The sequence below is a fragment of the Herbaspirillum sp. alder98 genome, assembly GCF_020179755.1.
Lineage (GTDB): Bacteria > Pseudomonadota > Gammaproteobacteria > Burkholderiales > Burkholderiaceae_D > Herbaspirillum.
Genome location: NZ_JAIUCY010000006.1, coordinates 71,218 through 84,730 on the forward strand (window position 1 = coordinate 71,218; position 13,513 = coordinate 84,730).

Below are 13,513 nucleotides of genomic sequence, written 5' to 3' on the forward strand. Positions count from 1 at the left end.
TTCTCCTGCAAATGGTGGACGGTGTCGGAACTCATTGATAACCGGGGTGCCAGCGCAGCCAGAAACGTTCCAGCGCCCGGGCAGCGCTATCGGCCAGCTTGCCCAGCAAGGCATAGAGCAGGATGCCGACCAGCACCACATCGGTCTGCAGGAACTCGCGGGCATTCATGGTCATGTAGCCGATGCCGGACTGCGCCGAGATGGTCTCGGCCACGATCAGCAGCACCCACACCAGGCCCAGCGCAAAGCGCAAGCCGACCAGGATCGAGGGCAAGGCGCCCGGCAGGATCACGTCGCGATACAAGGCCCAGCCCGACAAGCCATAGCTGCGCGCCATCTCGATCAGGCCGCGGTCGACCGAACGGATGCCGTGGAAAGTATTCAGGTAGACCGGAAAGAACACGCCCACCGACACCAGGAACAGCTTGGCCGTTTCATCGATGCCGAACCACAGGATCACCAGCGGGATCAACGCCAGCGCTGGAATGTTGCGCACCATCTGCAGCGTGGTGTCGAGCAACAGTTCGGCCGAACGCAAGCTGCCCGACAACAGACCCAGTATCAAACCCAGCCCGGCGCCGACCGCAAAACCGGAAGCGGCACGCCCGCCCGACACCGCCAGGTGGCGCCACAGCTCACCCGAGGCCGACAGGTTCCACACCGCCTTCACGACGGCGAATGGCTCGGGCAGGATGCGGCTCGACAACCAGCCGGCCTGGGCGGCGATTTCCCACCAGACCACCAGCGCCAGCGGCAACAACCAGCCGACCCAGCTCAGGTTGCGACGCGCGCCCTCGGTGCGACGAGGCTTGCGGGCGCTGCCCGCCGAGGCGGCCGGATCGGCGGCGCCGACTTCAAGGGTGGGATTGGATGCGCTGCTCATGGCCGCCTCAGCTTTGCGACGCGCTCAACGCGACGTCAGGTTGCGCATTGGCCGCCTTGGGCACATCGGTGTTGCCGATGATTTCACCCAGCGGCCCCGATAAAGCCGCGCCCGACAACTTTTCCTGCACGTTGCGGGGCAACAGCGGAAACACCAGCTCGGCAAACCGGTACGACTCTTCCAGGTGCGGGTAACCGGACATCACGAAGGTGTCGATGCCGAGCTCGGCATATTCCTTGATGCGCGCGGCCACCGTGGGGCCATCGCCCACCAGCGCGGTGCCGGCGCCGTTACGCACCAGGCCGACGCCGGCCCACAGGTTGGGACTGACTTCGAGCTTGTCGCGCCGACCGCCATGCAGCGCGGCCATGCGCCGCTGGCCTTCGGAATCCATGCGGGCAAAGTTGGCCTGCGCCTTGGCGATGGCATCGTCGTCGACGCGGCTGATCAGTTCATCGGCGGCGCGCCATGCCGCGTCAGTGGTCTCGCGCACGATCACGTGCAGGCGAATGCCGAAGCGCAGCGTCCGCCCGGCCCTGGCCGCGCGTTCACGCACGCGGGCGATCTTCTCGGCGACCGCCGCCGGCGGCTCGCCCCAGGTCAGGTAGACATCGCACTGCTCGGCAGCCAGGTCGATCGCCTCGGGCGAGGAACCACCGAAGTACAGCGGCGGGTAAGGCGCCTGCACCGGTGGATAGAGCGCCTTGGCGCCCTTCACCTGCAAGTGCTTGCCGTCGAAATCGGTCTCGCCGCCGGTATGCGTCTTGGTGAGCACGCTGCGCCAGATCTTGAGGAATTCATCCGAGATTTCATACCGTTCGGCATGGGTGCCGAAGATGCCATCGTTGGCTTGTTCGACCGGGTCGCCGCCGGTGACGACGTTGATCAGCAAGCGGCCGTTGGAGAGCCGGTCAAAGGTCGCCGCCATGCGTGCCGACAACGTCGGCGCGGTCAGGCCGGGACGCACCGCCACCAGAAACTTCAGCCGTTTGGTCGCATCGATCAGGCTGGCCGCCGCCACCCAGGCGTCTTCGCAGGAGCGGCCGGTGGGCAACAGCACGCCGTCGTAGCCCAGCGTGTCGGCCGCCACCGCGATCTGCTTGATGTAGTCGTGGGTGACGGCGCGCGCGCCCTCGGCGGTACCGAGGTAGCGGCTGTCGCCGTGGGTGGGGATAAACCAGAAAACATTCATGCCTGACTCCAGCTTCGATGGTGGCTTACTTCAATACGGCGTCGTTGACGTTGAGTTTCTTCGGAATCAGTTTCAGTTCGAAGAAGGCATCGGCGATGCGTTGCTGCTCGGCCAGCACCTGGGCGTCGATCGGCTTGTAGACATGGGCGTAGCGCTTCAGGCCGGTTTCGATGACGTCGGTCTCCAGTCCCTGGATCGGCGCCAGCTGGGCCGCTGCCTGGCTGATGTTGGACTTGACCCACTGGCCTTCGCGGGTGATCTCTTCCAGCAGGATCTTTTCGATCTCGGGATTCTTGCTGGCGAACGGACGCGCACTGAGGAAGAATTGATGATGACTCACCGCCCCCACGCCCGAGGCCAGGCGACGGGCGCCAACCTGCTTCTCGGCAGCCGCCTGGAACGGATCCCAGATGGCCCAGGCGTCGATGGCGCCCCGCTCGAAGGCGGCGCGGGCGTCAGCCGGCGCCAGGTAGACCGGCTGGATGTCGCTATACGACAGGCCGGCCTTCTTCAGCAACGCCACCACCAGCCAGTGCACGTCGGAGCCCTTGTTGAAGGCGACCTTCTTGCCCTTGAGTTCGGCCACGCTTTGCAGCGGCGAATTCTTCGGCACCAGCAAGCCCTCGGCATCAGGGGTCGGAATTTCATAAGCGGTATAGACAAAGTCGGCGCCGGCGGCCTGGGCAAACACCGGTGGCGCTTCGCCCACATAGCCGAAGTCGATCGAACCCACGTTGAGCGCCTCGAGCAGTTGCGGACCGGCCGCGAACTCGGCCCATTTCACTTCCACGCCCAGCGGCTGCAGGCGCTTTTCGAGCGTACCGTGCGCCTTGAGCAGCACCAGTGTGTTGGCGGCTTTCTGATAACCGATGCGTAGCACCTTGGCGTTTTGCGCCCATGCGGCCTGTGGCAGGCCCAGCGCCAGGACCCCGGCGCCGAGGGCAGCAGCGCCCAGCCAGCCCAGCGTACGACGGCGCAGCGATGGTTTGATGTTGTTGTTCAAATGCTTCTCCTGTTCATGATCGCGGGCGTACAAGTGCCCTGCCGCGTCACCGGTCGGTGCGCGGAAAGAAATCGCTAACGATTGAGGCCGTCAGATGCTACAGCGCACTTGCGAAAATGGAATTTCGTGGAATTGCTCGGGGGCCGCACGGTGCAAGGCCTGCAGGCTGGCCGACAATTGCGCGACGCCTTCATCGACCCGCGCTTCGATCGGCGCGTCGAGTACCAGGCCGCCCTCTTCGCTCCAGGTCACCTGGCTCTCGGTGGCGTAGATGCTGGGCAGCACGTGCTTGGGGTTGAGCGACGACAGCACCGGGCGCAACGCATAATCCAGCGCCAGCATGTGCGACTGGCTGCCGCCGGTGGCCAGGGGCAATACCAGCTTGTCGGTCAGCCCGAATTGCGGCAGCAGATCGAGAAAGGCCTTCAGGATGCCGCTGTAGGCAGCCTTGTAGACAGGCGTGGCCACCACCACGGCAGAGGCTTCGGCCACGGTCGCCAGCGCCGCCTTGATCTCGGCATCGTTCCAGTCGGCGCGCAGAATGGCCTGTCCCGGCAGGTCGCGCACTTCGAGGCGCGCATAGCGATGACCAAGGCGCACCAGCTTGTCGCCCACGTGATCGAGCAGGCGGGTGGAACGGGATGGCGCCGATGGACTGCCGGCCAGCAACAGGATGGTCATGTCGATTCTGTCAGATGAAAGCGGCGTCAGCCGATGGGCGGGCGCACGGGGTATTCGGATTCTGGTGGCGTTTTGTTATTCGTCCCGGCCGCCAGGGCCGGGATCGACAAGCGGGTCATGCAACCCGAGGCGGGCGGCATGACCGTCACAGCATGATTACTTCTTGCCCGGCACGTACAGCTGGTCGAAAGTGCCGCCGTCGCTGAAGTGCGCCTTCTGGGCTTTTTGCCAGCCACCGAATTCACCATCGATGGTCACCAGGTTCAGCTTGGGGAATTGCGAAGCGTACTTGGCCGCGACCTTGGGATCGATCGGACGGTAGTAGTTCTTGGCAATGATTTCCTGGCCTTCTTCGGTGTACAGGTGCTTCAGGTATTCTTCGGCGACCTTGCGGGTGCCGCGACGGTCAGCCACCTTGTCGACCACGGCCACCGGCGGCTCGGTCAGGATCGACAGCGAGGGCGCGACGATGTCGAACTTGTCCGGACCCCATTCCTTGAGCGAGATCAGGGCTTCGTTTTCCCAGGCCAGCAGCACGTCGCCGATACCGCGTTCGACGAAGGTGATGGTGGCGCCACGTGCGCCCGAGTCCAGCACCGGCACGTTCTTGAACAGCTTGCCGATGTACTCGCGCGCGGCGGCGTCAGTGCCGCCCTTCTTCTTGGCATAGGCCCATGCCGCCAGGTAGTTCCAGCGCGCACCGCCCGAGGTCTTCGGGTTCGGGGTGATGACCGACACGCCCGGCTTGATCAGGTCGTCCCAATCCTTGATGTGCTTGGGGTTGCCCTTGCGCACAAGGAACACGATGGTCGAGGTATAGGGCGAGCTGTTATGCGGCAGGCGCTTTTGCCAGTCGGCCGGCAGCAGCTTGGCCTTCTCGGAGATCTCGTCGATGTCGTAGGCCAGCGCCAGCGTCACCACATCCGAATCGATGCCGTCGATGACCGAGCGTCCCTGCTTGCCCGAGCCACCGTGGGAAGCCTTGATGGTGACGTTGTCGCCGGTCTTTTCCTTCCAGTACTTGGCAAATGCCTTGTTATAGTCGGCATACAGCTCACGCGTCGGGTCGTACGACACGTTGAGCAGCGACAGGTCGGCGGCATGCGCCACATGTGCAGCCTGGGCCAGCACCAGCGTGGCAGCGACCGTCTTGATGAGGTGTTTCAGCTTCAACATATCCATTCCCATAAGTGTTGTCTTGGTGACGCCGCTCGGCGCCCTGTTTGGAGAACACAGGTTAATGAGCGGCCTTTTGAAAAAGAACGAATACTTTGTTCTCTAGTTATGCGAAAAACATATAAGCAAGATCAGACGTTCTGAATAAAGGGGCGATCTCTTATATCGAAAGGGGTTTAAAGGAATTACCCGACATCAACCCGACGATAACTGCAGTCGCCGGTGATATTCAAATAAGCAATCTGTCTTAATTGATCCACGCTACCTGCCAGACCTCTAAAAGCACGATCGATCTAATTTAATGGTTTCACAATGTGGTATAACGGCTGCTATTGCAACGCACCAGACTGCACCATGAAAAAAGAAGCGGCAGGCGAGACAGAGAGCATTTCCATCCAGGTGATCGAGCGCATGGTGTCGCTGCTCGACGCGCTGGCGGCCTATCCCGATCCGGTGAGCCTGAAGGAGTTATCGGCGGCGACCGATCTGCATCCATCGACGGCGCACCGCATCCTAAACGATCTGGTGGTCAAGCGCTTCGTCGACCGGGTCGAACCAGGCACCTATCGTCTGGGCATGCGTCTGCTGGAGCTGGGCAATATCGTCAAGAGCCGGCTGTCGGTACGCGAAGCTGCGCTCGACCTGATGCGCGCACTGCACCGCAAGACGCATCAGACGATCAACCTGTCGGTGCGCCAGAGCGATGAAATCGTCTACATCGATCGGTCGTTCTCGGAGCGCTCCGGCATGCAGGTGGTGCGCGCCATCGGCGGCCGCGCGCCACTGCATCTGACCTCTACCGGCAAGCTGTTCCTGTCGGTGGACGATCCCAAGGCGGTACGCGCCTACGCCACCCGCACCGGCCTGGCGGGCCATAACAAGAATTCGATCACCGATCTGTCCAAGCTGGAACGTGAGCTGTCGATGGTGCGCGCGCTGGGCTATGCACGCGACAACGAAGAACTGGAACTGGGCGTGCGCTGCATGGCCGCCGGCATCTGCGACGACAGCGGCAAGCTGGTAGCGGGGTTGTCGATCTCGGCGCCTGCCGATCGACTGCAGGAGGAATGGGTGGATGACCTGGTGACGACAGCCAACCAGATTTCGTCGGCGCTGGGGTATGCGGCGCGGGACTGATGAGTGCGTCCACCGACGGGGGTTGAACGTTCGTCTACCGAGCCCAATCCTTCACGCTCCGTCGTCCTGACGAAAGTCAGGACCCAGCGACTTTTGTTGCTCCTCAAACCAACAGCTTAAAGACACTGGGTCCCGGCATTCGCCGGGACGACGGGTGCAGCCGGGCCCAATACCCCTACGCCGTCGTCCTGACGAAAGTCAGGACCCAGCGACTTTTGTTGCGCTTCATCCCAACTACTTAAAGACGCTGGATCCCGGCCTTCGCCGGGACGACGGGGGGTGCAGCCGGGCCCAATACCCCTATTCCGTCGTCCTGACGAAAGTCAGGACCCAGCGACTTTTGTTGCGCTTCATCCCAACTACTTAAAGACGCTGGATCCCGGCCTTCGCCGGGACGACGGGGGGAAGCCGGGCCCAATACCCCTACGCCGTCGTCCTGACGAAAGTCAGGACCCAGCGACTTTTGTTGCGCTTCATTCCAACTTCTTAGAGACGCTGGGTCCCGGCATTCGCCGGGACGACGAGGGGGACAGCCGGGCCCATAAAAAAAGCGAACCCGAAGGTTCGCTTTTTTAATTCTCTAACAACCTCAGCCAATCAACCCTGATCCGCCCGCACCATCTTGACCCGGGTCAGGTTCTTGGGTTGGTCCTCGACCAGCCACTTGCGCATGCGGGTGGCGTCACCCACGTGCGACAGGCGGCCCTTGGAATCGAGGAACACCATCACGATAGGACGCCCTTCGATACGGGTATACATCACCAGGCAATGCCCCGCTTCGTTGATGAAGCCGGTCTTCTGCAGGCCAATGTCCCATTCCTTGCTGGAGGTCAGGCGGTTCGAGCTGTTGTATTGCAATGCATGACCGCTGGGCTCGACCTGATACTTGGGATCGGTCGAATACTGGCGGATGATCGGATATTGATACGCCGCCACCACCAGCTTGGCCAGGTCGCGCGCACTGGCCACGTTCTGGCTCGACAGGCCGGTCGAATCGACGTAGTGGGTATCGAGCATGCCCAGCGAACGGGCCTTGGCGTTCATCGCCTGCACGAATGCCGGCAAGCCACCCGGATAATGACGACCCAATGCCGAAGCGGCACGGTTCTCGGAACTCATCAGGGCGATGTGCAACATGTCGTCGCGGCTCAGCTGGGCGCCCACACGCAGGCGCGAGCTGCTGTGCTTTTCGCGATCGACATCTTCGTCGGTCACGCTCAACACTTCTTCCATGTTCAGGCGCGCTTCGACCACCACCAGCGCGGTCATCAACTTGGTGACCGATGCGATCGGCAACGCCACGGCGGAATTCTTTTCGAACAGGACCTGCGAACTGGCCTGGTCGATCACCAACGCCACGCTGGAGCGCAACGCCAAGGGATCTTGCGTCAGGTTTAGGCCGGCGATGTCGCCAGCGGTCATGACGGGAGGCACTGCCGGCACCGATGGCGCAGCGGAGACGCGCTGATAGGAGACGTTGCGACGGCCCTTGACTACGCTGGTCTTGCGCACCAGTCGCTCGCGATTGTTCAGCGAGCCCTTGGCCACCACCCTGCTGGTCGCGGCTTTCTTGGCGACGGGTTTCTTGACGACCGCCTTCTTGGCAACCGGCTTTTTCGCGGCATTGGCCGTCTGTGCATTCGCAGGCGACAAGCCAGCGTGCATCAAAATTAGAGTTGTAAAAACGGCCAGCGCTGATTTGAACATGAGTGGAGCTCCCCCCAATTTACCCGGATAGTACACAAGAGAAACGTTGGCAGTGTAGCAAAAAGAAAAAATTCTGCAAGAGAATTAAGTAGTTAGCGCAATCATCTGATCCACTTTCTACCTGCCGTTCGCGGCTCCATCCCCATGGAATATCTTATTTTTGTTAGTCGAACGACATCTTTTGCAACCCGACTCCGGCCATGCCGCAGTCCTTCCCAATAATCCAACGGATGATAGCAGTCTAAAACCAAACACCGCTACGCCATTTAAATAACTAAAGGCAATAGTCGTGCCATCTAAACGATTTGGTTCACGGGATAACGGCATGACCGGCCAGCGGGTTGACCGGATCGGGAATGGCCTGAGCGGCGATGGCGTCAGCCCAACTTGAGGGCTTGCAGCATGACCACATCGATCGCAAAGGAATGATCTGCCTCCAGCGCGAAGCAGGCCCGCACTTCAGCCGGAGCGCTGTCCCACAGCGAATGGATGGCGGCGATATTGGTTTCGGGCGTGCGCATGCGCGCCACCCAGGAACCGAACTCGAGTCGCAGCTTCCAGTTCTTGTCGGCCGTCACGGCAAAACCGGCGCGGCCCAGCAGCTTGCGCCATGAACCCGGGCTGACATTGCGCACATGCGAGGGATCGCGCAGCAACTCGATGGCCTGTACATAAGTGTCGGCCAGCACGTCGTCGGGCGCGGCGGTGTCGATGATGACCAGGCGACCGCCCGGCTTGAGCACCCGCAGCGCTTCGGTCAGCGCTTGCGGCAAGCCGCGCCAGTGATGGGCCGAATAGCGACTGCAGACCAGGTCGAAGCTGTCGTCGTCGAACGGCAGGCAATCTGCGCTGCCCTGCTGCACCGACAGGTTGCCCAGGCCGCGCGTGGCGGCCGAGGCGGCGACCACGTCCAGCATCTGCGCCGACAGGTCGTAGGCCACCACGCTGTCGACCACCGGCGCCACCGCAAAGGCCGCATGGCCGCCGCCGCATCCCAAATCGAGCACCTTGGCATGACCGATGGCGCCGGCGATCTGCGCCAGTTCTTCCAGGTCTCGCCCTTGCGCGTGCACGGCGCTGGTGAGGTAGGCGGCGGCGGTATTGCCGAATTGTTCGGTGACGACCTGGGAATGGCTGCGCATGGCTTGGCTCCAGTAGGTTGGATGGTGCAGTGGATGAAGATGCCCAGTCTAACTATTTCTTATCCTGTTACAAGTTGGGCATTTATACTATTACCACTAACAACAGGATAGTCGCTCATGGACCACGATCTCGCCCGCCGCCGCGCCCTCGGAGAATTCCTCAAGACCCAGCGCGAACAGACTTCGCCGGCCACCGCTGGCCTGGCGCCGCTGGCATTGGCGGGACGGCGGCGCACACCCGGCTTGCGGCGCGAGGAAGTGGCGCAGTTATGCGGCATCAGCGTCACCTGGTACACCTGGATCGAACAGGGGCGCACCGATTCGGTGTCGCCCCAGGCGTTGGCGCGCATCGCCGATGCGCTGCAGCTGCCGCGCGCCAAGCGCGCCTATCTGTTTGAACTGGCCGCCAAGAAGGACCCGAGCGTGCCGACGCATGGAGAGGATGCCGCGATCGCGCCCGAGATCATGGAAGTGGTCCACAGCGTCCGCGCCCCGGCCTATCTGCTGGATCGTTACTGGAATGCCGTAGCCTGGAACAGCGCCGCCAAGAAATTATTCAGCGGTTGGCTGGATGTGCGCAGCGAGCGCCATAACCTGCTGCACTTCATGTTTTGCACGACCGCGGCCCAGGCGCTCACGGGCGATTGGGAACAACGCGCGCGGCGCGTGGTGGCCGAGTTCCGGGCCGATTGCGGGCAGGCGCTGGACGATCCGCAGATGGCGGCGCTGGTCGAGGAGCTGTCGGCCAGCAATGCCCTCTTCAAGCGCGCATGGGGCTTGCAGGACGTGGTGGAGCGCGAAGGCGGCGAACGCAGCTTTCATCATCCGCTGCAAGGCCAATTGCGTTACCGGCAAGTCAATTTCCGGGTGGCCAACCGGCCCGACCTGAAACTGGTGACGCTGATGCCGGCAGACTGATTATTTACGCACCACAAAGGCGACGCCGATGACACCCACCAGCATCCCCAGCGCACCGATCAGGCTGAAGGCTTCATTGAACATCAGCCATGCCATCACCGCCGTGGTGGGCGGCGTCAGGTACAGCAGGCTGGTGACGCTGGTGGCGGCGCTGCGACGGATCAGCGCGAACAACAGGAAGATCGCGCCGATCGACAAGGCCAGCACCGACCACGCCAGGGCGGCCATGAACTGCGGGGTCCAGGCGACCGTGCTCAAGTGCCAGTCCAGGCCTTCGATGAAGATCGCAAAAGGCAGGATAACCGCCGCCGACGCAGAGAACTGGATCACGGTGCCGGTGCGCAGGTCGAAGTGCGCGCAATAACGTTTCTGATACAGGGTACCGGCGGTGATGCACAACAGCGCGAACACACACAAGCCGATGCTGGCGCCCGACAGGCCGATCACCGAGATCTTGTTGGCCACCACCAGCCCGACCCCGCACAAGCCCAGCGCCAGCCCCAGCCACTGGCGCGGACGCACGAATTCGCCCAGCAAAGGCGCGGCAAAGGCAGTCAGGATCGGCTGCAGGCCCACGATCAGCGCCGACAGCCCCGCCGGCATGCCGATCTTGATGGCGCACCAGACGCCGGCCAGGTAGCCCGCCTGCAACAACACCCCGGCCAGCGCCACATGGCGAATGCGCCCATGCGGCCAAGGGGCGCGAAACAGCAGCACCAGCGGCAGCAATACCAGCAGCACGCCAACGAAGCGCAATAACAGGAACGTCAGCGGGGGCGCATACGGCAGGCCGAACTTGGCGACCACGAAGCCGGTGCTCCAGATCAGCACGAACAGCAGCGGCACCAGTTTCAACAGGGCATTGCGGCGATTGCCGGCAGCGGGGACCATCATCTTGTTTCTTTCAGCGGGCGCGCGCAGCCGCCCAGGTTTCAGCCATCGTCAGGGCGTGGCGACTTGCAAGTCTAATTGTTTGTATATGCACGTTGACGGTTTGCACCAGATCGGTGCCGTAACCGCCCGCCATCGTAACCGCTACCGGGATTTTCTGCTGGGCCGCCATCGAAAACACCATCTGGTCGCGCGCCGCCAGGCCTTGCAGGCTCAGCTTCATCTTGCCCAGCCGATCACCTTCGTGCGGGTCCGCTCCAGCCAGGTAGATGAGCAATTGTGGTGCAAACCGGCGTTGCAGCGTATCCAGCGCCTGGGCCAGCGCCGCCAGATATTGGGCGTCCTCGACGCCATCGGGCAACGCCACGTCGAGGTCGCTGCTGGCCTTGTCGAACGGATAGTTATTCTGGCCGTGCAACGAAAGCGTAAACACTGAGTCATCGCGCGCCAGGATGGCGGCGGTGCCGTTGCCCTGGTGCACGTCGAGGTCGACGATGGCCACCCGCGCAGCGCGCCGCTCGGCCTGCATCAGGCGCGCCGCGATGGCGGCGTCGTTGAAGACGCAAAAGCCGGCGCCGTGATCGGCATGGGCGTGGTGGGTGCCTCCGGCCAGGTTGACGGCGACGCCATCATCGAAGGCCGCGCGACAGGCGGCGATGGTGGCGCCAGACGAGCGACGCGAGCGCTCGATCATTTCCGGTGTCCACGGAAAACCGATGGCGCGTTGCTCGGCCGCCGTCAACTGCCCGGCGCTGGCGCGGGCAATGTAATCCGGATGATGGGCCAGCGCCAGCTCGCCGTCGGTGGCGGGCTGGGCCTCGTGAAAATCGAGGTCCGGCACGGCCTGTTGCGCGCCTTCCCGGATCAGGCGGTACTTGATCATCGGAAACCGGTGACCGGGCGGCAGCGGCAGGACGAAATGGTCGCTGTAATAGGCTTTCAAGCAGGTGCTTTCAAATCGGATGATGACGTCCGCGATACTAAGTTAGTGCGGCAGTGCGGAACGCGGACATTTAGTTACGTAACTTTGTTGGATGACAGCAGGAGGTCTGACCATTGAGGAGCCGGCCTTGCGATCTAGATCAAATAGTGCTGCGCTTGTATCCGCCAGTACATTGACTTTGTTAGTTTTTACACTAAAATCGATTTGTGCATCGCGTCAAATTCAAATAAGAAAAATAAGCGGAGACTCCCTTCCTGCCGTACAGATCGGTCCGTAAGCACGGTTTCATTCACAGTCTGTCTTTGTCATTAACCATCAAAACCAGAGGATGCTTCAATATGACGACCTACACCGACCATTTTTCCGCCGCAGCCAAGGCGAATGCCGAACTGCAGATCGCCCTGTTCAGCCAACTGGCCAGCAAGACCTTCGAAGGCGTCGAGAAACTGGTGGATCTGAACCTGAAGGCAGTCAAGTCTTCGCTCGAAGAAAGCCAGGCCACCGCGCAAAAGCTGTTTGCCGCCAAGGACCCGCAAGAATTCTTTTCGCTGGCCAGCGCCCAGGCGCAGCCGACCGCCGAAAAATCCGTGGCCTATGGCCGTCACCTGTCTGGCATCTTTTCCAGCACCCAGGCCGAGCTGACCAAGACCACCGAAGGCCAGATCGCTGAAGTGAACCGCAAGTTCGTGGCCCTGATCGACGAGGCATCGCGCAATGCGCCAGCCGGTTCGGAACAGGCGATCTCGCTCTTCAAGACCACCCTGGGCAACCTCAACGCCGGCTACGAGCAATTCAGCAAGAGTGCCAAGCAGGCCGCCGAAGTGCTGGAAGCCAATGTCACCACCGCGGTCGACCAGCTGTCGCAGGCTGGCACCAAGGCCACTCGCGCGCGCAAGTGATCATTGCGCCTATTGCGCCGCTGGCCGCAGTAGCAGCAACGTAATCTCCTCGGTTCCGGTGTCATTGCGGTGCCGTTGCATGCCCTGACTTGCGTCAGGGCATTTTTTTGGGCGCAAGGCCCGCGCTCAGGCGCTGACCTGGTATTCGGCCTTCAGCAGGCGCAAACCCTGTTGCAGCTTTTCGAATGCGGGATCGACCTGTTGCGGGTCGCCCTTGACGCCGAGGTCGATGTGCCGCCGGGTCTTTTCGTCGCCCACGTGCGGCAGGCTGAACACCTTGACCTGGGCGAACTCGGCCTCGATCGCTTCCATCAGCGGCGTCAGCGTCGATTCGGCCGACTCGAACACCAGCATCGAGCGCTCGGCCCAGGCCTGGCGATGGAACAGGTCGGCATAGTGGGTCTCTAGCACCCATTCGAACATCGGCCATGCCATCACCGGAAAGCCGGGCGCAAAATAATGCGCGCCCTGCCCGCTGGTATTGCGCAGCGAAAATCCGGGGATCTTGTTGTAGGGATTGGGAATGATGTCGGCGCCCACCGGAAACTCGCCCATCTTCAGGCGATGCTGGTTCTCGGGGCTGTCGAAGTCGGGCGTCACGCCGCTCTCGCCGGCCATGTCGCCAATGCGCTCCTGGATCTTGCTGCGCGCCTCGGGATGCAGCGCCAGCGGCACGCCCAGCGCCGCAGCGGCGCATTGCCGGGTGTGATCGTCGGGGGTGGCGCCGATGCCGCCGGTGCAGAACACGATGTCGTCGCTGGCCAGCGTGCGCTTGAGGGTGGCGGTGATGCGTGCGGGGTCATCCCCCAGGTATTCGGCCCAGGATAACTGCAGCCCGCGCTGGGTCAGCAATTCGAGGAGCTTGGGAAAATGCTTGTCGATGCGGCGTCCGGAAAGGATTTCGTCGCCGATGATGATGAGTCCGATCGCCATGTCTGTGC

13 protein-coding genes are annotated in these 13,513 nt (G+C 62.3%); 3 read left to right on the plus strand and 10 right to left on the minus strand.

Annotation, left to right across the window (positions count from 1 at the left end; genetic code table 11):
* Nucleotides 1-31 precede the first annotated feature (31 nt).
* The 5 genes from ssuC to LBW87_RS15270 all read right to left on the minus strand — a co-directional run bounded on the left by ssuC (nucleotide 32) and on the right by LBW87_RS15270 (nucleotide 4,935).
* Nucleotides 32-883 carry an aliphatic sulfonate ABC transporter permease SsuC gene (gene ssuC / locus LBW87_RS15250; protein WP_225202345.1) on the minus strand — a complete coding sequence of 284 codons (852 nt, stop codon included), beginning with the start codon at nucleotides 881-883 and terminating at the stop codon, nucleotides 32-34.
* Nucleotides 884-890: 7 nt separating this feature from the next.
* Nucleotides 891-2,075: an FMNH2-dependent alkanesulfonate monooxygenase gene (gene ssuD / locus LBW87_RS15255; protein WP_225202346.1), complete on the minus strand. Its 1,185-nt coding sequence runs from the start codon at nucleotides 2,073-2,075 to the stop codon at nucleotides 891-893.
* A 25-nt stretch (nucleotides 2,076-2,100) separates the two neighbouring features.
* The gene (locus LBW87_RS15260; RefSeq protein ID WP_225202347.1) at nucleotides 2,101-3,078 is read right to left on the minus strand and encodes a sulfonate ABC transporter substrate-binding protein; all 978 of its coding nucleotides are present in this window, start codon (nucleotides 3,076-3,078) and stop codon (nucleotides 2,101-2,103) included.
* Nucleotides 3,079-3,168: 90 nt separating this feature from the next.
* On the minus strand, nucleotides 3,169-3,759 hold the full coding sequence (gene ssuE / locus LBW87_RS15265) for an NADPH-dependent FMN reductase (RefSeq protein ID WP_225202348.1): 591 nt from the start codon (nucleotides 3,757-3,759) through the stop codon (nucleotides 3,169-3,171).
* A gap of 156 nt (nucleotides 3,760-3,915) precedes the next feature.
* A complete protein-coding gene (locus LBW87_RS15270; RefSeq protein WP_225202349.1) occupies nucleotides 3,916-4,935 on the minus strand; it encodes a sulfate ABC transporter substrate-binding protein in 1,020 nt (339 codons plus the stop codon).
* 354 nt (nucleotides 4,936-5,289) lie between these two features.
* Between LBW87_RS15270 and LBW87_RS15275 the strand changes: the two genes are divergently transcribed.
* On the plus strand, nucleotides 5,290-6,072 hold the full coding sequence (locus LBW87_RS15275) for an IclR family transcriptional regulator (RefSeq protein WP_225202350.1): 783 nt from the start codon (nucleotides 5,290-5,292) through the stop codon (nucleotides 6,070-6,072).
* A gap of 597 nt (nucleotides 6,073-6,669) precedes the next feature.
* Here LBW87_RS15275 and pbpG read toward each other — a convergent pair.
* Both pbpG and LBW87_RS15285 read right to left on the minus strand, forming a co-directional pair.
* Nucleotides 6,670-7,779, minus strand: a complete 1,110-nt coding sequence (gene pbpG / locus LBW87_RS15280) for a D-alanyl-D-alanine endopeptidase (RefSeq protein ID WP_225202351.1) — start codon at nucleotides 7,777-7,779, stop codon at nucleotides 6,670-6,672.
* A gap of 377 nt (nucleotides 7,780-8,156) precedes the next feature.
* Nucleotides 8,157-8,921, minus strand: a complete 765-nt coding sequence (locus tag LBW87_RS15285) for a class I SAM-dependent methyltransferase (protein ID WP_225202352.1) — start codon at nucleotides 8,919-8,921, stop codon at nucleotides 8,157-8,159.
* A gap of 117 nt (nucleotides 8,922-9,038) precedes the next feature.
* Between LBW87_RS15285 and LBW87_RS15290 the strand changes: the two genes are divergently transcribed.
* Nucleotides 9,039-9,839 (plus strand): helix-turn-helix transcriptional regulator, encoded by an 801-nt coding sequence (locus tag LBW87_RS15290; RefSeq protein WP_225202353.1) that lies wholly within the window; start codon nucleotides 9,039-9,041, stop codon nucleotides 9,837-9,839.
* Here LBW87_RS15290 and LBW87_RS15295 read toward each other — a convergent pair whose 3' ends face one another.
* Both LBW87_RS15295 and LBW87_RS15300 read right to left on the minus strand, forming a co-directional pair.
* Nucleotides 9,840-10,733 carry a DMT family transporter gene (locus tag LBW87_RS15295; protein WP_225202354.1) on the minus strand — a complete coding sequence of 298 codons (894 nt, stop codon included), beginning with the start codon at nucleotides 10,731-10,733 and terminating at the stop codon, nucleotides 9,840-9,842.
* A 10-nt stretch (nucleotides 10,734-10,743) separates the two neighbouring features.
* Entirely contained in the window at nucleotides 10,744-11,673 is a 930-nt protein-coding gene (locus LBW87_RS15300) for a histone deacetylase (protein ID WP_413927651.1), read from the minus strand.
* A gap of 338 nt (nucleotides 11,674-12,011) precedes the next feature.
* On the opposite strand from LBW87_RS15300, the gene LBW87_RS15305 reads away from it, so the two are divergent.
* Complete coding sequence (locus LBW87_RS15305) at nucleotides 12,012-12,572, plus strand: phasin family protein (protein WP_225202355.1); 561 nt, start codon at nucleotides 12,012-12,014, stop codon at nucleotides 12,570-12,572.
* Nucleotides 12,573-12,698: 126 nt separating this feature from the next.
* On the opposite strand, the gene LBW87_RS15310 is transcribed toward LBW87_RS15305, so the two are convergent.
* Nucleotides 12,699-13,505 (minus strand): competence/damage-inducible protein A, encoded by an 807-nt coding sequence (locus LBW87_RS15310; RefSeq protein ID WP_225202356.1) that lies wholly within the window; start codon nucleotides 13,503-13,505, stop codon nucleotides 12,699-12,701.
* Nucleotides 13,506-13,513 lie beyond the last annotated feature (8 nt).